Source organism: Acinetobacter uliginosus (genome assembly GCF_044130295.1).
In the GTDB taxonomy this organism is placed as follows: Bacteria; Pseudomonadota; Gammaproteobacteria; order Pseudomonadales; family Moraxellaceae; genus Acinetobacter.
In genome coordinates, this window is sequence record NZ_JBIQOC010000057.1 from 1 (window position 1) to 21709 (window position 21709).

The 21709-nt window shown below is 43.8% G+C and carries 18 protein-coding genes; 8 read left to right on the top strand and 10 right to left on the bottom strand.

The features are described 5' to 3' along the window. Positions 1-271 precede the first annotated feature (271 nt). Positions 272-1039, top strand: a complete 768-nt coding sequence (locus tag ACE01T_RS11525) for a hypothetical protein (protein ID WP_166170780.1) — start codon at positions 272-274, stop codon at positions 1037-1039. A gap of 95 nt (positions 1040-1134) precedes the next feature. Here ACE01T_RS11525 and ACE01T_RS11530 read toward each other — a convergent pair whose 3' ends face one another. Next, positions 1135-1785, bottom strand: a complete 651-nt coding sequence (locus tag ACE01T_RS11530) for a response regulator (RefSeq protein ID WP_086196617.1) — start codon at positions 1783-1785, stop codon at positions 1135-1137. A 376-nt stretch (positions 1786-2161) separates the two neighbouring features. Between ACE01T_RS11530 and msuE the strand changes: the two genes are divergently transcribed. The 3 genes from msuE to ACE01T_RS11545 all read left to right on the top strand — a co-directional run bounded on the left by msuE (position 2162) and on the right by ACE01T_RS11545 (position 5686). Beyond that, entirely contained in the window at positions 2162-2896 is a 735-nt protein-coding gene (msuE, locus tag ACE01T_RS11535; protein WP_086196511.1) for an FMN reductase, read from the top strand. Between the two features lie 35 nt (positions 2897-2931). After that, a complete protein-coding gene (sfnG, locus tag ACE01T_RS11540; RefSeq protein WP_166170782.1) occupies positions 2932-4038 on the top strand; it encodes a dimethylsulfone monooxygenase SfnG in 1107 nt (368 codons plus the stop codon). 232 nt (positions 4039-4270) lie between these two features. After that, positions 4271-5686, top strand: coding sequence for a PQQ-dependent sugar dehydrogenase (locus ACE01T_RS11545; RefSeq protein WP_395519296.1), 1416 nt, complete (start codon positions 4271-4273; stop codon positions 5684-5686). A 1152-nt stretch (positions 5687-6838) separates the two neighbouring features. Here ACE01T_RS11545 and ACE01T_RS11550 read toward each other — a convergent pair. Next, on the bottom strand, positions 6839-8020 hold the full coding sequence (locus ACE01T_RS11550) for an acyl-CoA dehydrogenase family protein (protein WP_180041908.1): 1182 nt from the start codon (positions 8018-8020) through the stop codon (positions 6839-6841). Between the two features lie 130 nt (positions 8021-8150). Beyond that, a complete protein-coding gene (gene acs, locus ACE01T_RS11555) occupies positions 8151-10094 on the bottom strand; it encodes an acetate--CoA ligase (protein WP_395519297.1) in 1944 nt (647 codons plus the stop codon). Positions 10095-10389: 295 nt separating this feature from the next. Here acs and ACE01T_RS11560 point away from each other — a divergent pair, with 295 nt between their 5' ends. Then, the gene (locus ACE01T_RS11560) at positions 10390-10971 is read left to right on the top strand and encodes a DUF805 domain-containing protein (RefSeq protein WP_395519298.1); all 582 of its coding nucleotides are present in this window, start codon (positions 10390-10392) and stop codon (positions 10969-10971) included. Between the two features lie 110 nt (positions 10972-11081). After that, positions 11082-12059: a mechanosensitive ion channel family protein gene (locus ACE01T_RS11565; RefSeq protein ID WP_180041901.1), complete on the top strand. Its 978-nt coding sequence runs from the start codon at positions 11082-11084 to the stop codon at positions 12057-12059. On the opposite strand, the gene ACE01T_RS11570 is transcribed toward ACE01T_RS11565, so the two are convergent. From ACE01T_RS11570 to prfB, 5 genes are all read right to left on the bottom strand, one after another. Beyond that, positions 12042-12755, bottom strand: a complete 714-nt coding sequence (locus tag ACE01T_RS11570) for a 16S rRNA (uracil(1498)-N(3))-methyltransferase (RefSeq protein ID WP_180041899.1) — start codon at positions 12753-12755, stop codon at positions 12042-12044. The genes ACE01T_RS11565 and ACE01T_RS11570 overlap by 18 nt on opposite strands. A 203-nt stretch (positions 12756-12958) precedes the next feature. Continuing rightward, positions 12959-14239, bottom strand: coding sequence for a 3-deoxy-D-manno-octulosonic acid transferase (locus tag ACE01T_RS11575; RefSeq protein WP_180041897.1), 1281 nt, complete (start codon positions 14237-14239; stop codon positions 12959-12961). Positions 14240-14349: 110 nt separating this feature from the next. After that, a complete protein-coding gene (locus ACE01T_RS11580) occupies positions 14350-15426 on the bottom strand; it encodes an alkene reductase (RefSeq protein ID WP_395519299.1) in 1077 nt (358 codons plus the stop codon). Between the two features lie 39 nt (positions 15427-15465). Then, positions 15466-15768, bottom strand: coding sequence for an ArsR/SmtB family transcription factor (locus ACE01T_RS11585; protein ID WP_086196522.1), 303 nt, complete (start codon positions 15766-15768; stop codon positions 15466-15468). 232 nt (positions 15769-16000) lie between these two features. Next, positions 16001-17096 (bottom strand): peptide chain release factor 2 gene (gene prfB, locus ACE01T_RS11590; protein ID WP_395519300.1). Its coding sequence is split into 2 segments (ribosomal slippage): positions 16001-17023 and positions 17025-17096, totalling 1095 coding nucleotides; the frame shifts between segments, so codons are not numbered across the junction. A 419-nt stretch (positions 17097-17515) separates the two neighbouring features. On the opposite strand from prfB, the gene ACE01T_RS11595 reads away from it, so the two are divergent. Next, on the top strand, positions 17516-18304 hold the full coding sequence (locus ACE01T_RS11595; protein ID WP_395519301.1) for a putative porin: 789 nt from the start codon (positions 17516-17518) through the stop codon (positions 18302-18304). 182 nt (positions 18305-18486) lie between these two features. Next, a complete protein-coding gene (locus ACE01T_RS11600; RefSeq protein ID WP_395519302.1) occupies positions 18487-19305 on the top strand; it encodes a putative porin in 819 nt (272 codons plus the stop codon). 42 nt (positions 19306-19347) lie between these two features. Here the strand turns inward: ACE01T_RS11600 and recJ are convergent, their stop codons facing one another. Next, on the bottom strand, positions 19348-21051 hold the full coding sequence (gene recJ / locus ACE01T_RS11605) for a single-stranded-DNA-specific exonuclease RecJ (RefSeq protein ID WP_395519308.1): 1704 nt from the start codon (positions 21049-21051) through the stop codon (positions 19348-19350). Beyond that, positions 21051-21707: a pyridoxamine 5'-phosphate oxidase gene (gene pdxH, locus ACE01T_RS11610; RefSeq protein ID WP_166170627.1), complete on the bottom strand. Its 657-nt coding sequence runs from the start codon at positions 21705-21707 to the stop codon at positions 21051-21053. The genes recJ and pdxH overlap by 1 nt, the downstream gene beginning before the upstream one ends. Between the last annotated feature and the right edge of the window lie 2 nt (positions 21708-21709).

Sequence of the window (21709 nt, forward strand, 5' to 3'; positions counted from 1 at the left end):
GTAATGTACAAGTTGCTGTAGAAGCATGTTTAATTCGTCTGATCACAGATACTTTATAAAGCATTTTAATACTTTTTTGAATCTGTCAATGCGTAAGTCCTATAAAAATATTTTTACAGTAAAAATCCATTATATAACTTTAGTCGTATTTCGTTTGCGGTCAGCCAAGCTCATATATGAGAGTAATCAATGGTCAGTTTAATCTGTCTATCAGACTGCCTCAAAACACGGCCCACGAAACTGATCATCATAGAAAATACAGGAGTTTAAGATGAACATTTCTGAAGCCGGAAGTTATGGCATAGATCAATCGCAACAATTTTATCGTCAATATGGGGCCAATGCCCTGTTACCCGAAATTCAATGGACCGAACTATTTAAACCCAGCCACTTAAAGGACACTCATATTCAAGCCCTGAATACCTTGTATCAAAGTGCTGTCCCGCTTGCCTTACAGGTCTTCGATGAGTTGAATTTTGATGTCTTTAGCCCTGCAGCCTATAAACCGCAAGGTTTAGGTTTATTTGATCGCCTCGCTGAACAGGAAGACAAGTTGATTCAGTCTTTAGCAGCCGAAGCTAGAGACTTGACAGATACAGTACGTCACCAAATTTGGAGCATGCTATTGCGTGGTGGTGCGGTGCTGGTGTTTAAGGCATGGCTTGGAAAAGTCAAAACCGATCAGAATCTGCTCGATACCACCCAGTTTGATGAACTCTCTGATCTGCTGTTTATTAAAACCCCACCACTGGAATTGGCAAAGCATTTAGGAATCAATCCCCATGCCAATGAAGATCATATTTTCCTGCTGTATGGCAGTGATGTCTATTTAGACCGCTTTAACAGTCTGGAAACCGCAGCGTTGTTTGTCGATTTGGGCGTTTATGATGCCGCATTTTTAAGTTTACGCGATGACAGTGTGGCTGAATATCTGAAAGAGAAAGCCTATGTCTCTCAAGAGCAAATTGATGATCTGCAATGTGCACTCAATCCTTTATTTTGCACCGACAGTACTCCCAGACAAAGCTGTGTCGCCTGATCTAAAGCGCTAAATGCTTTAACATTCAAAGGCATTGCTCACAAAAAAAGGCACTTGATCAAGTGCCTTTTTCGTTGAATGCTGTATTCAGCAGATTACATTTTCTTTTCTTCAATATTCAGGGCACTGATGGCCAATACGGCCTGAGTACGGTTTTGCACATTCAGTTTGCGGAAAATGGCCGTGACATGGGCCTTGATGGTCGCTTCAGAAACATCCAGCTCATAAGCAATCTGTTTATTCAGCAAACCTTCCGCCACCATCATCAATACACGGAATTGTTGCGGTGTAAGTGACTGAATACGTTCTGCCAGTGCAGTTTCATCCGCTGCACGCGGGTCAAAATTCATGTTGGCAGGTAAATTTGGCGGTAACCAGATTTCTCCTTCCAGTACCTGACGGATCGCTTCACCAATATGGCTTGGATGCGCAGATTTCGGAATATAACCCATTGCACCATGGGCTATGGCACGTTGAATAATTGACACTTCTTCATGTGCAGACACCACAATAATCGGAATGGAGGGATATTGTGCACGAACATGCACCAAAGCCGAAAAGCCCGAAGCTCCCGGCAAATTGAGATCCAGTAAAACCAAATCTGGTTCCGGCCCATTATCTAAGCGTTCATAAAACTCATTTACTGCAGCTGTTTCCTGAATTTGCGCTTGCGGCAAGCTGTAACGAACGGCTTGAATCAAGGCATGACGAAACAGTGGATGATCATCAACGATTAAAATATTCATAAGCAGCATGAAAGATCTTGTGCACATTAAGAGCTATTCTAACCACACTAGTGCTATTAAGGATATGCAATGAATAACTTTTTTCATCTGATATGAGATTATTTTCTCAAAAATCCCCTTTTTTCAAGGTTTTTCGCAAAATCATCAAACCTAATCATATTTTGATATAAATTTTATCGGCCAATTTAAAATACTTATCAATAAGCAATATAAATATATAAATCAACGTACTAAATCATATAAAAGCACATTTTGGTGACTTTTTCCTTTATATCTCAAAATCAGATAACTTTTCTTGATTTGCTTATTTTACAGAATATGCCTGCTGTTGATTAATAAAGCTATTCCAAGATTTTATGTTTTAGGTTATCCCCAAATGTCTATTTTAAATGCACAAAAACCGTTGAATATTGTTGCTGTATCAGGCGGCTTAAACAATCCTTCTAAAACCGAGGCACTGGTACAAGCTATTATTGATGAACTCGGTGAAGCAACCCCCATTCATGTTCACTTTATCAAATTTAGTGAAATCGGTTCTTTACTGGGCGGTGCCATTTACCGTAACCAGTTGCCACAACGTGTACAGGATGATCTGGCCGCAGTTGAAGCAGCAGATGCGCTGATTGTCGGCACACCAGTTTACCGTGCTTCATTCACCGGACTTTTCAAGCACTTCTTTGACTTTGTAGAACAGACGGCACTGGTCGATGTACCGGTATTGCTGGCAGCTTCAGGGGGTAGCGAGCGTCATGCCTTGGTGCTTGAACATCAGTTGCGTCCATTGTTCAGCTTCTTCCAGGCACAAACCTTACCGATTGGTGTTTATGCAACAGACCGTGACTTTACCCCTGAATATACCATTCACAGTGAACTGCTGCGTGACCGCATTACCCTCGCAGTAGCACGTGCATTGCCAATTCTTGAATGGGCTCCTGCCAAAGGCCAGCGTGCTGAAGTGGTCAAAGAGAAATCTCAGCTAGCCAACCAGAATCTGGGTATCAACAAGCAAATTGAACAGGAAGAAGTCCTTCCTTCTGCTGCAGTGCCAAGCCTGGATGCTGCCGAAGCGCGCCTGCACAGCAAAAAAGCACCAAAGTCACAAGTCGCTTAAGAGCGCTAAAAAATTACATCCTGAGGGTATACAGAATGTCGATACAAGATAAGAACATTACATTTGCTTACTGGGTGCCAAACGTCAGTGGCGGTTTGGTGGTCAGCGATATTGAACAGCGTACGGACTGGAGTTATGACTATAACGTCCGTCTGGCGCAAGCTGCGGAAAAAAGCGGCTTTGACTATGCCTTAACCCAGATTCGTTTTACTGCCGGTTATAACGCAGAAAACCAGCATGAATCGGTTAGCTTCAGCCATGGCATCCTGGCCAAAACTGAAAAACTCAAAGTGATTGCTGCAATTTTGCCGGGTCCGTGGAAACCGGCACTGGCGGCAAAGCAATTGGCGACCATTGACCACCTGACCAATGGCCGTATTGCCATTAACGTGGTCAGTGGCTGGTTCCGCGGCGAATTTGATGCCATTGGTGAAGAATGGTCTGAACATGACCAGCGTTATGCACGTTCAGAAGAATTTATCCGTAGCCTTAAAGGTATCTGGACGCAGGATCATTTCAGTTTTGATGGTCAATACTATCAATTCAAAGATTACACCCTCAGTCCAAAACCGCTACAAAAACCGCATATTGAAATTTTTCAAGGCGGTAGCTCACGTGCAGCGCGTGATATGGCATCGCGTGTATCGGACTGGTACTTTACCAACGGCAACACAGTGGAAGAGCTGAAAAAGCAGATTGATGATATCCGTGAAAAAGCCAAGGCCAATAACCATGCCGTGAAAATTGGGGTCAATGCTTTCATTATTGCCCGTGATACTGAAGAAGAAGCCCAAGCCGTGCTGCAGGAAATTGTGGCCAAAGCCAATGTCCAGGCAGTGAAATCTTTTGCTGATGCTACCCGTGAAGCGGGTGCTGCAACAGCAGAGGGTGAAGGCAACTGGGCAAAATCGACCTTTGAAGATTTGGTGCAGTATAACGATGGCTTTAAGACCAATTTAATTGGTACGCCGCAGCAAATTGCAGAACGTATTGTTGAACTGAAAGCAGTCGGTGTGGACTTGATTTTGTCTGGCTTCTTGCATTTCATTGAAGAAGTGGAATATTTCGGACAAAAAGTATTGCCATTGGTTCGTGAACTGGAAGCGCAACAGCTATCCGTTGTGACCGCCAAGTCCGCTTAAGCTGAATGATTAAGCGACAGTTGATGGGCTAAAAAACAAGAATCAAAGGCATCTCCAATCTTCCCTCAAGACTCGGCTTGAGGGATTTTTTTGCTTATGCAGCAGAGCTACCTTCGCTCAAACCGAACGCAATAACCAATCGGCAACCAGAAAAAACAAGAACAGCATGGTGACTGCCGCAACAAAATTTTAAAGTAAGGCGATAGCGGCAAAAAATAAGCTGGAAATAAAGATGTCTGCTCAATTCTTACTGCCCCTTGCGGGCGCTGCCATTGTACTGGCATTAAGCGGATGTGCCTCGTCATCCAGGTCTCCAATCTTAGACAGTTATGGTCCATACCCTCATCTGCCTGAACCCCAATCCAGTCTGTTTCCTACAGTGAATATCGCACCAGCCAAAGGCTGGCCTGCCGGTACCATGCCCACCCCGGCTCCAGGTTTGAAAGTTCAGGCCTTTGCCAAAGAACTGCAACATCCGCGCTGGCTGTATGTATTGCCAAATGGCGATGTGCTGGTGGCTGAAACCGATGCACCACCCAAACCAGATGACAGTAAAGGCTTTAGGGGCAAAATCATGCAACTGCTGATGAAACGTGCCGGATCATCGCATCCGAGTGCCAACCGTATTAGCCTGCTGCGTGATCGTAATGGCGATGGTGTCGCTGATCAAAAAACCATATTTCTACAAAATCTGAACTCTCCGTTTGGTATGGCGCTGGTCGGCAATACGCTGTACGTAGCCAATACGGATGCTTTAATGCGCTTTCCTTATCAAAAAGGTGCAACTCAAATTACCGCAAGCGGCAGCAAAGTACTGGATTTACCCGGTGGCCCGCTCAATCATCATTGGACCAAAAACGTCATTGCCAACCCTGCGGGCAGCAAACTCTATATTACCGTAGGTTCAAACAGTAACGTGGCAGAAAATGGCCTAGACCAGGAAACTGGTCGGGCATTAATTATGGAATTTAATATTGCCAGCGGCAAAGCACGGCCCTTTGCCACAGGTCTACGCAACCCCAATGGGATGGACTGGCAACCACAGAGTGGCATGTTATGGACGGTGGTGAATGAGCGCGATGAAATTGGCAATGACCTGGTGCCCGATTATCTGACTTCAGTGCAAGATGGGGCTTTTTATGGCTGGCCCTATAGTTATTATGGCCAACATGTAGACACGCGGGTGAAACCTCAAAACCCTGAACTGGTCGCACGTGCGATTAAACCGGATTATGCTCTGGGTAACCATACGGCTTCCTTAAGCCTGACATTTTATACGGCTCAATTAATGCCGCAATATCGCAGTGGTGCGCTGATTGGTCAGCATGGCTCATGGAACCGTAAACCGCATAGCGGCTATAAGGTTATTTTTGTGCCCTTTCAAAATGGCCAACCTTCGGGTATGCCTCAAGATGTATTAAGTGGTTTTTTAAATGATCAAGGTGAGGCACTTGGACGACCGGTTGGCGTAGCAGTTGATCGTTTCGGAGCGATATTGGTCACTGATGATGTGGGCAATATGATTTGGCGTGTATCACCCATCGGGACAATGATGGATAACCGGCCAGTCAATAAAACGATTAGCCCTGCTTCTGCGAGTCAACAGCCTATAAGTTCACCACCTACCGTAGAACAGGCAGCAAAGTAATTGTGGCTGAATAAAATGATATAAAAAAAGCCCGACATCCTGTCGGGCTTTTTCGTATGGGGTAGTTAAGCATGACTCCTGTCTTGCTTCACAATCCTGGTGTATGAACGTTTTATTGTTGTTTTATGTTCCGGAACATCCTGTTCCTGTATGAATTCATCATAGGAAAAAAACTCGGCTGCGCCCATCCGCAAAATCCTTAAATTGATGTGCGCCAAAGCGTACAAAAACGGACATTTTTTCATCCATAAAATATGGGCATTCTTTTTGTCCCGGAAGAATTAATAACCCACCAAAAATTATAAAATTGAATTTTTATTGATCAACTTTATTGACAGAACATTACAGATGCGGCTAAAAAACACACGAGTTGTTAAAACGTGTGTTTTTTGATCTCTTGGGTTTGGGATTTATGGATTTATGGATTTATGGATTTAAGTGTTTGACAAACAATAATATTTTAAAAATCGTTTCGTATAACGACCATTATGTTAGATATAGCTAAACTGATTTTGCATGTTACGAAGAATATCTTTAATAAAGTTAATTATATCAATATCTTATAATTATAAGAATGTATCATAAAAATTAATTTAGCTATAGAGGTCATTTGGAAAAGCTATCTAATAATTAAAATGAAGAACATTCCTGTAAAAATGGTTCCAATTATGAAATATATCAAAGGCACAAAATATCTTTGATACCAATGTGGGCTTTTCCCTTCACTGTCTATAAGACATCTTTCATTCCAAGTTGGTATAAGAAATATTAAAGCACAAGATATGAAAACAACTATTTTATTAAAACTAGATAAATCATTAATATAGTTTAAACCACTGTGTCTTTGAGCGAGCAGAAAGAACATAATTATTGGATAGAGTAGGAATCCAAGTAAGAGCCCCAACCACGTTAATGCATTATTACTCACAAAAAAACTCACTAAATTTTAGTTTTTCTAAAATTAACATAATACACCTTATACGAAATTGAAATTTATTTTTTATAAATCAATAATTTAAGTAAAATTAAAAAAGCCTAATCTTCACAAATTAGGCTTTTTTAAGTGATTTTTCACGTTCCACGCTCTTAATTCATTTTTTAAATCTAGAAGTAAAAAGGCTCCATTTCGTAAAATGGCATTTTCTTATTTCATTATGAATAAAAACTCGGATCAGGAACTTTAGCCGTTAACACCCACTCCCCAATTTCCTGATATTTATAATCCACCGGGTCATGCAAAGTTTGGGTACGCACATTACGCCAGAAACGATCTAGATTTAATTGGGCTGTGGTGGCACGTGCACCCATCACCTGAAAAATATTTTGTGTGATATACAACGAGGTATTGGTCGCCGCAATTTTGGCAGTCGCAATTGCAATAGACACTTCACCGCGCTGTTCAGCAGTGAGGTCATTGCCTAGATCCCATGCCGTCTGTAAGCTCTGAACCGCTTTAGCTGCCAGTAAACGTACCCCTTCCAGCTGCACATAAAACTCGGCAAAGTGTTTTTGCGTAAACGGGTCATTCACGGCATTTTCAGCCAAAGATTTGGACCAGGCTTTTTGGCTCTGTACGGTTTGTCTGGCAGTTGCAAAAGCCCCTTCTGCTACGCCTAAAAACAGGTGCACAAAAATCAGTTGCGCAATCAGCGGACGTAGGCTCGAATACGGCGTACTGAGTGGTCCCGGATTGAGCAATAACTCATCTTTTTGGATTTTGACCTGCTCAAAATGACTGGTACCGCTGTCAGTCTGGCGTTGTCCCATATTGTTCCAGTCACCTAAGAAGCTCACCCCTTCTCGGGCTGTCGGAATCACACCTATCAGCAATTTACCTTCATCATTATAAGCTGAGCATAGCAAGATGTCAGAATCGATCGAACCTGAACAGAAGCTTTTGTCACCATGAAATAGATATTCATTTTCAGACACTTGGGTTGCAATCGTTCGTCGGTCTAATGGATTTAAAGTATTGCCCCAAAACAGGTTTTCTTGTGCGGTTTGCTCAAACCATTTGCCATACTGTTCAGGCTGTGAAAACAGTTGCACCGTCGCAATCAGTAAATGATGAAAACCATAAACATGTGCCAGTGAACTATCGACCTGGGCAATGACCTGAATAGTCTGAAATACCGTTTTCCAGCCTGCACCCTGTCCGCCATATTGGGTTGGAATGGCAAGTCCCAGCAAACCACTTTGACGGATTAAATCACGCTCCTGTTTTGGGTTACCGCCCTGTTTATCACGTTCCGCAGCCGTGGTTGCAAACTGTTCCGCCAGTTGTTGAGCGATGTGTAATGGATTTGACGTTAAAAGCGGGGATGAAACATTCATAATATGATCTGATTATTGCTATATTTTTAGCTTAGCAGATGATGTTTTGCTGCTTTATCTGAATGCCTGCTGTGCTTATACATAAAATAAAAATACCGCCTCATTTTCAGGCGGTATTTTTATAAATGACTTATTTATCGGGATAGACCGTTGCAATCAGATTGTCCACCACCTGTGGGTCGGCCAGGGTTGAAGTATCTCCTAAAGTGTCCAGTTCATTGGCGGCAATTTTTCTTAATATACGGCGCATGATTTTACCGGAACGGGTTTTCGGTAAAGCTGGTGCCCAATACAAGGCATCCGGTGTAGCTACGGGTCCCAAAACCTTACGCACCCAGTTGATCAGTTCATTACGCAGCTCTTCGGATTCCTCAAAATTTGCCTGTAAGGTGACGAATGCACAAATACCCTGACCCTTAATATCATGCGGCATACCGACCACCGCCGCTTCAGCCACATGTTCATGTGCCACCAAAGCACTTTCCACTTCTGCCGTACCCAAACGGTGGCCAGAAACATTCAGTACGTCATCGACGCGTCCGGTAATCCAGTAATAGCCATCCTTGTCACGGCGGGCACCATCTCCAGTGAAATACGTCCCCGGATAAGTCGAGAAATAGGCTTCGATAAAACGTTCAGGATCACCCCAAATGGTACGCATCTGACCCGGCCAGGAATCCTTGATGATCAGGTTGCCTTCGGCTTCACCTTGAAGTTCCTTGCCTTCAGCATCAACGATGGCGGGTTGTATGCCGAACAAGGGTCGGGTTGCAGAACCCGGTTTTAAATCGGTTGCACCCGGCAAAGGTGAAATCAGGATTCCGCCAGTCTCGGTTTGCCACCAGGTATCGACAATTGGACAACGGCTTTCACCGACCACGGTGTAATACCAGTTCCAGGCTTCCGGGTTAATCGGCTCACCCACCGAACCGATCAGACGCAAGCTGCTGCGGTCACTTTCCCGAACAAAGGCATCGCCTTCGCGCATCATGGCACGAATCGCCGTGGGTGCGGTATAGAGGATGGAAACATTGTGCTTATCGACAATATGACCGGTACGCGCCCAGGTTGGATATTGCGGTACGCCTTCAAACATCACCGTGGTGGTGCCATTGGAAAGTGGGCCATAGATCACATAGGAATGCCCGGTAATCCAGCCCACATCCGCAGTACACCAAAACACATCATCCTGCTTGATATCGAACACTTCGCGGAAAGTGGAATTCACATACGTCAGGTAACCACCGGTCGTATGCAACACTCCTTTAGGCTTGCCAGTTGAACCCGAGGTATACAGAATGAATAGCGGATCTTCGGCATTCATCGGTTCAGGCGGGCAGATTTCATTCACCGACATGATTTCCATGTGATACCACAGATCACGCCCTGGCTGCATTTCAATCGGGTTGCCAGTACGGTGTACCACAATCACATGTTCAACCGATTCAGTCCCGGCAATTTTCAAGGCTTCATCAACATTGGCTTTAAGCAGAATCGGCTTGCCGCCGCGCATTCCGGAATCGGCGGTAATCACCATTTTGGCCTGGCTGTCTTCAATCCGGCTGGCCAGAGAATCCGGTGAAAAGCCGCCAAACACCACACAATGTACCGCACCAATCCGGGCGCAGGCCAGCATCGCAATCGCGGCTTCCGAGACCATTGGCATATACAGCACCACCCGGTCGCCTTTTTTAATCCCGTTCTTTTTCAGGACATTGGCAAAACGGCAGGTCTCATCATAAAGTTCGTTAAAGGAAATAATCTTGTGACGGGACGGGTGATCCCCCTCCCAGATAATGGCCGGTTTATACGGATGTTCTTTAAGATGTCGATCTAGACAGTTGGCACTGAGGTTTAGCTGGCCATCAGCAAACCATTCAATTTTGAAATTGTCCTTGTCGAAACTGGTATTTTTGACCTGGGTAAACGGTTTAATCCAGTCCAGCTTGCTGGCCTGTTCAGCCCAATATTCATCAGGCTGCTCGATGGATTTCTGATAACGCTCGAAATATTCAGACTCATTGGTGCGAGCGGTTTTTTTAAATTCTTCTGGTACAGGATAGATTTCATTCATTGCTTACTTCCTTGATCTTATTCATCTCATCACGAGATGTTATGCCGCGTTATTGCTTTATTTATTGACTGCGTATTTACAGTATGGCGATTATTTTTCAACCGCTTCAATCATGCTTTGGTCGTAGTTTATTTATACAATTTAAAACACAGACCTCTCATCATATTCAACAAAAAAATATAGTTTTATGAGTATCTGACCTGTTCTTTTAATCTTATAATTTAAGCATAAAACGTACTGTTAACTTTACAAAATACAATATTTTTCTTCTCTGAATTTTATTTGGAAAACGCGTATGAACCCGCACGACGACTCCTCCTTTTTTTCACGCGCCCAACCGGCCAGGTCAGATAATCCACTCTCTCCAGAAGGTCGTTTTGGTCGTCTGAGTTCAATTGGCTGGTATGGGTTTGTGCATCTGATTGCTTTCTTTGCCACCTTTGCTCTTAGCCTGACCATGGGTATCTTTAACTTTCATACCCTGTCGATGGACAATCAGTTCATCAATACCCTGACAGGAATCGCCGGACTCGGTTTCGTAGCCATTCTGGTGCTGTATATCTATTTTCTGATCGTGATTAGCATACGCCGTTTGCATGATCTGAACCGTAGTGGCTGGCTGACCCTGCTGTTTCTGCTGCCACTGGTGAATATTTTTATGGGGCTGTATTTGCTTTTGGGTTCAGGGACTAAAGGCAGCAATAAATATGGACTGCCGCGTGAAACACTGGTCTGGGAAAAAATATTGGCCTGGTTGATGATTATCCTCGCAGTTCTGAGCTTTCTGGCTTCAGGCAGCATGGTGTCTTATATGTTCGGTACCGGCGAACTGGAAGTACCGCCACAGGTCATTCAAAAAGGTACACAATATTTCTAAAGTTGACTGACAATTTTTGACAAAACGGCAGTGAATACGATGTACGGTTGGTTAAATTTTTGTTCAGTTTCAGGCAAAATGTCCGGCAATGATCATCATCCGGAAAACTTGTGGCTGAAAAACAAAACGCCTTAAATGAGGTAACTCAGGACACCTCTCAACTTTTGCAAGAAGCAACAGAAAAGACAGCGCAAACTGTCATTGAACATACAGCAAAATACAATGATGCCTATTCCACCATCGACAAATTTGTTGATGCCTTTTGGGAACGCCTGCCTTATTTATGTATCGCGTTGGTGGTCTTCAGCATTTTCTGGTTGCTGTCAAAACTGTTTAAGCTCTTTGTCCGTAAAGCACTCACTGACCGTAGTTACACCAAACAAAACCTGGTACTGGTGCTAAACCGTGTCGGCAGCTCAGCCATCATCTTTATCGGATTTTTAATTGCCATGGTCATTGCCATTCCAGGTTTTACCCCGGGTCAGCTGATGAGTGCTCTGGGGATTGGTTCTGTTGCCATCGGTTTCGCGTTCAAGGACATTTTCCAGAACCTGCTCTCTGGCATCTTAATCCTGCTGGGTGAACCGTTCAAAATTGGCGATGACATTATTGTTTCGGGCATGGAAGGAACGGTTGAGGATATCCAGATTCGTGCAACCTACTTACGTTCTCCCGATGGCCGCCGCATCGTGATTCCCAATGCGACAGTATATACCAGTGCCGTGACTGTAAACACGGCCTATCAACGGCGTCGTTGTGAATTTGTGGTGGGGATTGGTTATGAAGATGATGTACAAAAAGCCAAGAGCATTATCTTAAGCATTTTAGATAAAGACCCGACCATTTTGAGCCAGCCTGGATTTGCAGTAAACGTCAATGCACTTGCAGACTTCTCGATTAACCTGAATGTACGTTGGTGGGTCGATACTACAGAAACCACCACTGCAGGTTCAATCAGCGAAGTTCAGGAACGCGTGATTAAAGCCTTTGCTGAACATGAAATTTCGATTCCTTATCCGGTACAGGAAGTCAAAATCTATCGTGGCAATGACACGACAGAACTCGCTGAATCAGCACGTGCTAAATAAGCGGCCCAATACGTAAGGAATTACCGTTTCGGTCCGAATAATACGGTTGCCCAGGCTGACTGCCTTGCAGCCGTTTTTTATGAGTAAATCAATTTCATAAGGGATAAAACCTCCCTCTGGGCCAATTACGATGGTACAGGGATGATCAATGGCAACAGGCATGGGTTGCTCTACATAAGGATGGGCCACATAAGCAGGACATTCTGCCGTAATTAAACCGGGCAGCACATCTTCAACAAAAGGTTTAAGGCGTTTATGGATTTCAATTTGCGGTGCAACCGTATCCCCCGCCTGTTCCAGACCCAGTGTGACATAATGATCCAGCTGCTGTAGAAATGGGGTTTGCCAATAGCTTTTATCCACCCGATAGCTATGCAGCAAAATCATTTTTTCCACCCCTAACGTCACGCTATCCATAATCAGGCGGCGCAGCACTTTCGGACGTGGCATGGCGACAATTAAAGTTACTGGCAACTTGGCTGGAACAACTTCTTCTTTGAGCGGTTTTAATTTTATAGCGTGTTCGGTCACTTCTACAATTTCGGTGAGATAGCGTTTCCCCTCACGAATACCCACCTTGAGCGTATCACCTACAGTAATCTCTAGATGTTGCTGTAGATGCTCTAACTGACGTTTGCTGGTAATGGACCAGTATTCAGATTCAGTTTGGCGTGGGTCAAGGAGGACAATATTCATAATCTTCTGCTAAAGAATCATTCAACATATTAGGATACGCGGAAGGCGACAGGGATGTCGCCCGCTGATCTGTACAGCATGGATGCTGTATCAGATCAGCAAAGGATTTTTGCTACTTTTGATCCCTCAAAAGTAGAGATTACCTACGAATCAACATTTAAACTTTTCTGTCAAAATGAGGCCGTATGGTGCATTTGAAATATTTAAATATACTGATCAATCACCGCAATATGTTTGGCTAAAGAACCCTTGTTCTGCAACATAATTTTCTGCGCATGCTGGTTCAGCTGGTCTGCGGTCACGCGATCATTTAACAATTCAATTAAAACCTGCGCGGCCTGCTCTGCATCTTCCACGATTTTCACACCGTTTACAGCAACAAATTCATCGACAATGCTCTGGAAGTTAAAATAATTTTTACCCAAAACCGTCGCTACATTTAAGGCAATCGGCTCCAGAATATTATGCCCGCCACCCGGTTCATTCAGCGAGCCGCCGACAAAGCAGGCTTGGCTAAGTGCATACCACAGCCACATTTCCCCCATCGAATCGGCTAAATAAACTTGGGTATCTAACTGAATAGCTTCCCCTGCACTGCGACGACTGGTTTTTAGATTCAGATTTTGTGCAAGCTGAAACACTTCATCAAAGCGTTCCGGATGACGGGGCACCACAATGACCAGCAGTTCTGGATGTTGTGCCAGATAAGGCTTGAAAGCCGTTAACAGTTTTTGTTCCTCAGGCGCATGAGTACTGGCAAGGGTGATTATTTTCCGTGCCGATAAATTCCAGTCCTGCTGCAATTGCTGTGCCTGTTGAATAAAGCTTTGTGGCGCATGAATATCAAATTTAATGCTGCCCAATACCTGACTTTTATTTACTGCCATACCTAAATTACGGTAACGATCTAAAGTCGCCTGATCTTGAGCCAGCAAACGTTCCAAACCCTTCAACATGCCTTGAGTCAGTCCTTGAACCTTGGCATAGCCTTTGGCCGATTTTTCCGAAAGCCGGGCATTCATCAGTAAACATGGCACTTTAAATTGCTGTGCCTGATCGATTAAATTCGGCCAGATTTCAGTTTCCACCAAAACCAAGAGCTTCGGCTGATATTTTTGATAAAATGCATGAACTAATTTTTTCTGATCGGCAGGCAAATACACGGCCTGAAACAAATGTTCATAAGGTGCTTTTAGAAATAGTGACTTGGCCCGAGCCTGACCCGTCTTGGTGGTATTGGTGACCAGTACCGGATGGCCGAGTTTGAGATAATGTTCAATTAAAGGCTGGGCTGCGTTGGTTTCTCCAACCGACACCACATGAAACCAGAAAGCATGCAGGTTTTTCGGCTGTTGAAATGGACCAAAGCGCTCAAGACATTCTTGTTGCAATTGCTCCGTAGTCAGCGCACGTTTTTTAATCTGCCATTTATACAATGGCTTAATTAGAGTAAGTGCCGCGTTGTACCAAAAAGGAGTAGCCAAACAAGTTGCCTCAAATCATGTTCAATCGGCAAAATATAACAGAGCAGCCTTCACATGTTAATGAATTCTGCTCTGTGACCTCATTTATTCTGTTTTATGGAAGTAGCTGCTTAACTTTCAGCAAGCTGTTTATTCAGGAATGGATAGTCAATATAGCCTTCTGCCACATCGGTTCCAATCATGTTTTCCAGTTTCAATTCATTTAGTGGTTCATCTTCCACCAAACGCTCAAACAGGTCTGGATTGGCAATATAAGCCTTACCAAAAGACACTGCTTCCGCTTTACCTGATGCCAGCAGCTCAAGCGCATCTTCACGGCTTAAACGCATATTGGCAATATACGGCACACCGTTAGAACGTGCTTTCATGTCCAGACTGATGCTGTCATCGGCCAGATATTCACGGGTAAAGAAAAAGGCAATTTGACGTTTACCCAATTCTTGCATGACATAACCAAAGGTTTCTTTAGGATTGGCATCCCCCATATCATGCTCATCGCCACGCGGTGCCAGATGTACACCGACACGACCTGCGCCCCACACTTCAATCAGTGCATCCACCACTTCTAATAAGAAGCGGGCACGGTTTTCAGCAGAACCACCGTAAATATCTTCACGTTGATTGGTTTTGCTTTGTAAAAATTGGTCAATCAGATAACCGTTGGCGGCATGCAGTTCCACCCCATCAAAACCAGCAGCTTTGGCACGAATGGCCGCCTGTTTGTATTGTTCGGTAATGGCATGGATTTCCGAGATTTCCAGGGCACGTGGCACCACATATTCACGTTTTGGACGCAGCAGGCTGACATAGCCAGCTTGCTTCACATTACTGGCTGAAACTGGTGTTTCACCTTTTAACAGGTCAGGATGGGAGACACGTCCCACATGCCACAACTGTGCTACGATCAAACCACCTTTACCATGCACTGCATTGGTAACCAGTTTCCAGCCTTCTACCTGCTCATCAGTAAACAGACCCGGGGTTTTTTCATAACCGTTGGCTTCTTCTGAAATCACTGTCGCTTCGGAGATGATTAAACCTGCGCTAGCACGCTGTGCATAGTATTCCGCCATCATGGCCGTTGGAACACGGTCTGCGGTAGCACGGCTACGTGTCAGTGGTGCCATCACCACACGGTTTTTAAGTTTGAGTTCACCAAATTGAATTGGGGTAGAAAAATCTGTCATCAAGCCATCCTCTTACAGCTGGCCTAGACTGATTAAAGTCTAAAGCGCATGCTGTAAATGTTGTAAAAATTCCTGAATCAGTGCTTCATTACGAGAGAAATAAGACCATTGCCCATATTTGGTCACCTGAATCAGCCCTGCCTGTTGCAACACCGATAAGTGATTGGACATGGTGGATTGGGAAATATCCGCGATTTTTTCCATCTGCCCTGCACATACACCACGACTGAAATCACTGCCACATTCTTCAGTGGCAATGAAACGTTCAGGTTCTTTTAAACATTGCAGAATCTGACGTCGAATCGGGTTGGCTAAGGCTTTATAAATCGCTTCTGTGTCCATCTCATTTCACTCATGTTCATGATCAGCACTTTCGCAAAAATCATTATATCGAATTTATGCGATATTAATATCGAAAATTATCGATATTATGAGTCATTTTGTAAATTGCTGTCATTTTATCCAAATCCAGATCATTCTAGCATTGTCTGGTCAGGGGCATTCATCCTGCTGATCGACAAATGTTAAAGCTAAAAAAGCAGAGGACCCGCCTCTGCTTTTCCACGCAATAAACTTATAGACCCTGTTTCAGGCTGGCTTCAATAAATTTATCCAGATCACCATCCAGTACTGCACCAGTATTCGAGGTTTCTACACTGGTACGCAAGTCTTTAATACGCGAGTCATCTAGTACGTATGAACGAATCTGGCTGCCCCAGCCGATATCAGATTTGGTATCTTCCAGCGCCTGCGCCGCTTCATTACGTTTGCTCATCTCTAATTCATAGAGTTTGGCACGTAACTGTTTCCAGGCATGGTCACGGTTGGCATGTTGTGAACGCTGGTTCTGACAGGCCACTACAATACCGGTTGGTGCATGGGTTAAACGTACCGCAGAGTCGGTTTTGTTAATGTGCTGACCACCAGCACCGGATGCACGATAAGTATCGGTACGCACGTCTGCCGGGTTAATATCAATTTCAATGTTGTCATCCACTTCTGGCGATACAAACACGGCAGAGAAAGAAGTATGACGACGGTTACCCGAGTCAAATGGCGATTTACGCACTAAACGGTGTACACCGGATTCAGTACGCAACCAGCCATAGGCATACTCGCCTTCTACACGAATGGTCGCCGATTTAATTCCGGCAACATCACCGTCAGATTCTTCCATCACTTCAGCTTTAAAGCCATGACGTTCAATCCAGCGCAAGTACATACGAAGCAGCATTGAAGCCCAGTCCTGTGCTTCCGTACCGCCAGAACCGGCCTGAATCTCCACGTAACATGGATTCGGGTCCATCGGGTTACTGAACATACGGCGGAATTCAAGTTTTGCCAGTTCTGCTTCTGCAACATCAAGTTCAGCCTGAACATCCTCAAGCATGGCTTCTTCATCCGCTTCTACAGCAAGGTCAAGCATGGCTTGGGCATCTTCAAGCTGAGTAGCTAAACCATCCAGTACATTCAGTACATTCTCAAGCTCGCCTTTTTCTTTGGCCAGAGCTTGGGCACGGCTTTGGTCATTCCAGATCGCAGGATCTTCCAGTTCACGCAGAACCTCTTCTAAACGTTCCTTTTTCAGATCGTAGTCAAAGATACCCCCGTAATGTCAGACCACGGTCGTTTAAGTCTTTTAATTGGTTTAGATAAGGATTAATTTCCACGTGAATTACTCTCAATCAGAATATTAGGCTTAAATAGCCGTCAATTATAACACAGAGCATCGATGCAGTTTTAGAGGGCTTTAATTCAATAACAATTGAGCAAATAATGCATAAAAACAGCTTATAAAAAACACTTAATCAGGAGAGCATTTTTAAGATTCAAATCATTTTTATGTTACAAAATACTAGGTTTTTTATGTAAAAAACGTCTAAATTCATAAAACCTCCACAATTTTAATAAAACAAAACATTTTAATATTTTGATAATTTTCAAATATTTAATAAATATAAATTACACAATATTACCTTAGAAACATTTCTGTAACCTTAGGTGGATTGACCTAGTTTTGTTTTGCTCTAGACTAAAAGTTGTAACAAAAAATGTATTATTTTTAACCGAAATTTGAGGGGTAGTATCCATGAAAAAATTAGCCATTGCTTCAGCACTTCTTTCTGCTCTAGCATTCACAGGTACAGCCAATGCCTACCAGGCCGAAGTCGGTGCAGCAGCAGCTTATATTGATCCAGACAACGGCAGTTCAGGTAGTGCCTTCGGTATAGATGGTACTTATTACTTTAACCCCGTACAAACTCGTAATGCGCCACTTGCAGAAGCGGCATTCCTTGACCGTGCCAGCAACGTCAATGCACACGCCACATTTGCCGATCGTGGCGATGTAGATGACAACACTTATGGTGTGGGTGCTGAAGTTTATGTTCCAAACTCAGATTTCTATCTGGGCGGTGATGTAAGCCGTAACAACACTGAACACCGTGATGTATTGGGTCAAAAATATGACTTCGATACCACTTATTATTCTGCTGAAGTCGGTTATCTTCCAGCACCAGGCTTATTAATTGCCGCTGGTGTAAAAGGATATGACAACGACAATGATGATGGTGTAGACCCTACAGTTCGTGCCAAATACGTGACCCAGCTGAGTAATGGTAAAGACATCAATCTTGAAGCAGGTGCATCATTTGGTGATCTAGACGAGTTCAATCTTGCTGCCGATTACTTCATTGATAAATCATTAAGTGTTGGTGCGGATTACTACAACAACGACTTAACTGATCAAAATGAATTTGGCATTAATGCGCGTAAATTCTTTAACCAACAAGTCAGCCTTGAAGGTCGAGTTGGTTTCGGTGAAGTTGGTAATAACGACTACAACTCATTTGGTGTAGCTGCCAAATACCGCTTCTAAGCATTTCTTCACCAGTTTTCATAAATGGCCCATCTTCGGATGGGCTATTTTTTGCCCTCAAATTAAGCATTTAGGTAGAAAATACAGATTGACTGTGCGATTATTTAATATACAATTCGTTACAATTGTAATATAAAAATCATATTTTATAATAAAGAGAGAAATCTAAATGCTTAAAAAAATTGCTCTTTACAGCACTTCTTGCTGGTCTGGGAACTGCTCACGCTTACCAAGCTGAAATTAATGGGAGCTATGAAAATACCGATATCGATGACAGCGGAGATCTCGATACATTTGCGATCAGTGGCAAATATTATCTAAATGGTGTAAATGCTAAAAATGGTCCACTTGCAGAAGCAGCTTTTTTAAGCAAAGCAAGCAATATCGGTCTTGGCTATGCCAATGCCCGTACTGATGATGATTTTGCCGACTTAGAAATCGACACTGTAGGTATTAATGGTGAATTCTTTATCCCTAACTCACAGTTTTATGTTTCTGGAAGCTTAAATCGTGCTGAAGTGACTGTTGAAAGTGAATTTGTTAAAGTATCTGATAACAATACAGGTTATGCAATTGAAGCAGGTTACCTACCAGTTAACGGCTTACTGTTAGCTGCAGGTATTTCTAAAGAAAACATTGATCCGGTATATGTTTCAAAAAATGGTTTCATAGACACTTTTACCAATCTAGCCTCTGTAGCAGATGAGACTGCTGTGACTTTGCGCGCAAAATACGTCACTCAAATTGGCAATCATTTTACCAATTTTGAGGGAGCAACATATTTTGGAGATGAAACTGCATATCGTCTAGGTGCAGACCTTTACCTCGATCCTACACTTAGTGTTGGTATTTCCTTCGCTGACTCAACGATTGAAGATTCAGATACCATTTTCAGTATTCGTGGTCAGAAATTCTTTACTCCAGTCATTGCTGCAGGTATGAATTACACGACTACTGATGGTGCAGACTCTTTTGGAATCAACGGTACTTTCCGCTTCTAGGTTTTAAGATCAACAAAAAAACCGCTCAATTGAGCGGTTTTTTTATTGTTCCAAATGGATCACGCGCAGCTGTAAACTGACGTTGCCATTGAATTCATTTTTATCAATTTCATAGACCAGTCGTACACTGCCCTGCATGGCATCAAATTCAAACTTGTTTCGTGCATTAAAGGCGATGGCTTCCACAATTTGACCATCTTGCAAAGCCAGACGCAGCTTTAAATGCATTTCTTTCAGCCAGCGATAATCCAGAACCTTAAATATCCCTTCAAAAATCGGCGATGGAAACTTTTGCCCCCAGGGGGTTAAATTTTGCAGAAAATCGACTGTTTCAATGTGAAAATGTTCTGTCGGTAATTCACCATCAGTCCATAAAGTGGCCTGAAACAGTGACTCATCCATATTTGAAATTAAAGCCTCAAAGACCTGCTTAAATTCATCAAAATGCTGTTTCTGAATGGTCAAACCGGCAGCGGCGGCATGTCCGCCAAAATGGCTGACCAAATGGGGATGCTGCTCGGCAATCATTTCAATCGCATCGCGTATATGTACGCCCTCTATAGAACGGGCAGAGCCTTTAATATATATACCATCTTCATCGGAGGCAAAAACAATACTGGGGCGATGAAACTGTTCTTTTAAGCGACCGGCCACAATCCCAATCACGCCCTGATGCCAATGTGGCTCAAACAGAATGAGCGCAGCGGGTAAATGCTCTTGGTCCAGCTCCAGCTGAGTAAGCTCAGACAAAGCTTCCTGCTTCATCTGGCTCTCGACCTGACGACGCTCAGTGTTCAATTGATTTAATTGTTGTGCCAAGGGATAAGCGGTTTGCAGATCGGCAGCCAGCAGACATTCAATGCCAATGTCCATGGTTTCCATGCGTCCAGCCGCATTGATACGTGGACCTAATACAAAACCCAAATCTTGAGCCTTTAAAGAAGCTGGATCACGTCCGGCAATATCCAGCAATGCGCTAATTCCCGCACGACACTGATTTTGCCGCATGCGCTTGACCCCGGCATCGACCAGAATACGGTTGTTATAATCCAGGCTAGCCACATCGGCATAAGTGCCTAAAGCTACCAGATCGAGATATTGGACCACTTTTGAGGTCGATTTTCCTAATTGGCTGCGATAACTGGACAAATTGGCGAGCAGGTAAAACGCCACCCCGACACCAGCCAAAGCCTTGCTGGGGAATTCACAGCCCAACTGGTTCGGATTGACCACAGCTTCCGCTTTAGGCGTTTCTTTGGTAGTCAGATGGTGATCGGTAATAATCACCTGCATGCCATGTGCCTGCGCCTGTTCCACCCCGGCATGGCTGGAAATACCATTATCTACCGTAACCAGTAAATCTGGCTGAAAAGTGCTAAAAGCCAGATCGGCAATTGCAGGCGTCAGTCCATAACCATATTTAAAACGGTCCGGCACCAGATATGAAACATTTGCACCCATATCCCGCAGCGCTAAAATCATCAATGCCGTGCTGGTAGCACCATCGGCATCATAATCTCCCACAATGACGATTTTCTTTTGCTGATCAATAGCTAAGTCAATCAGCTGAATCGCTTGCTCTAAACCCTTCATGGTCGGCGCTAAAAGATGCTTCAATTTCAGTTCAAGTTCTTGTTCCGATTGCACACCACGGCGCGCTAAAATTTGCGCAATAAACGGCGACACGCCCTGAAAGTTTTCTGGGCGTGTAATGAACGGTCTTTGCTGAATCAGTGTTTTTGGCATTAAGGCATGAGTCGTTGTAAGTTCCACTTACCGTCGATTCTTTCATAACACAAGCGGTCATGTAAACGGTTAGGACGACCTTGCCAAAATTCATAATAATCCGGTTGCAGGCGATAGCCGCCCCAGAATTCAGGTTTTGCCAATTCTGCTTTATCGCTCACCTGATCTTGCAAAATCTGAAAACGAGTCTGTAGTTCCTCACGACTGACAATCACACCACTTTGTGGCGTACTGATATGCGCTGCAATCTGGCTGTCTCGCGGGCGTTTATGATAATAATCTGTTGATTCCTCTAAAGAGATTTTTTCAACGCGGCCGCCGACACGAATTTGGCGTTCTTGCTCAGGCCAATAAAACAACAGTTCGGCATAGGGATTGTCTGCCAAATCCAGGCCTTTTTGACTGTCGTAATTGGTATAAAAATCATAGCCTGCTTCAGTCGCACCACGTAATAATAGGGTACGCACATGCGGACGGCCTTGTGCACTCGCAGTTGCGAGCGACATGGCATAGGGTTCATGCAGTTGTGCTTCTAAAGCATGGTTAAACCAATTCAAGAATTGCTCATGCGGATTTTCAGCCACATGAGTTTCGTGTAATTCCCCTTTCTGGTAACTCAAGCGCAGTTCGCTCAAGTCTTTAATCAGATCACTCATAT

Coding starts and splice junctions, on each gene's coding strand:
- ACE01T_RS11525 (WP_166170780.1), top strand. CDS start 272: ATGAACATTTCTGAAGCCGGAAGTTATGGCATAGATCAATCGCAACAA.
- sfnG (WP_166170782.1), top strand. CDS start 2,932: ATGTCGATACAAGATAAGAACATTACATTTGCTTACTGGGTGCCAAAC.
- ACE01T_RS11560 (WP_395519298.1), top strand. CDS start 10,390: ATGAACCCGCACGACGACTCCTCCTTTTTTTCACGCGCCCAACCGGCC.
- ACE01T_RS11545 (WP_395519296.1), top strand. CDS start 4,271: ATGTCTGCTCAATTCTTACTGCCCCTTGCGGGCGCTGCCATTGTACTG.
- acs (WP_395519297.1), bottom strand. CDS start 10,094: ATGAATGAAATCTATCCTGTACCAGAAGAATTTAAAAAAACCGCTCGC.
- ACE01T_RS11570 (WP_180041899.1), bottom strand. CDS start 12,755: ATGAATATTGTCCTCCTTGACCCACGCCAAACTGAATCTGAATACTGG.
- ACE01T_RS11530 (WP_086196617.1), bottom strand. CDS start 1,785: ATGAATATTTTAATCGTTGATGATCATCCACTGTTTCGTCATGCCTTG.
- msuE (WP_086196511.1), top strand. CDS start 2,162: ATGTCTATTTTAAATGCACAAAAACCGTTGAATATTGTTGCTGTATCA.
- ACE01T_RS11550 (WP_180041908.1), bottom strand. CDS start 8,020: ATGAATGTTTCATCCCCGCTTTTAACGTCAAATCCATTACACATCGCT.
- ACE01T_RS11585 (WP_086196522.1), bottom strand. CDS start 15,768: ATGGACACAGAAGCGATTTATAAAGCCTTAGCCAACCCGATTCGACGT.
- ACE01T_RS11580 (WP_395519299.1), bottom strand. CDS start 15,426: ATGACAGATTTTTCTACCCCAATTCAATTTGGTGAACTCAAACTTAAA.
- pdxH (WP_166170627.1), bottom strand. CDS start 21,707: ATGAGTGATCTGATTAAAGACTTGAGCGAACTGCGCTTGAGTTACCAG.
- ACE01T_RS11595 (WP_395519301.1), top strand. CDS start 17,516: ATGAAAAAATTAGCCATTGCTTCAGCACTTCTTTCTGCTCTAGCATTC.
- recJ (WP_395519308.1), bottom strand. CDS start 21,051: ATGCCAAAAACACTGATTCAGCAAAGACCGTTCATTACACGCCCAGAA.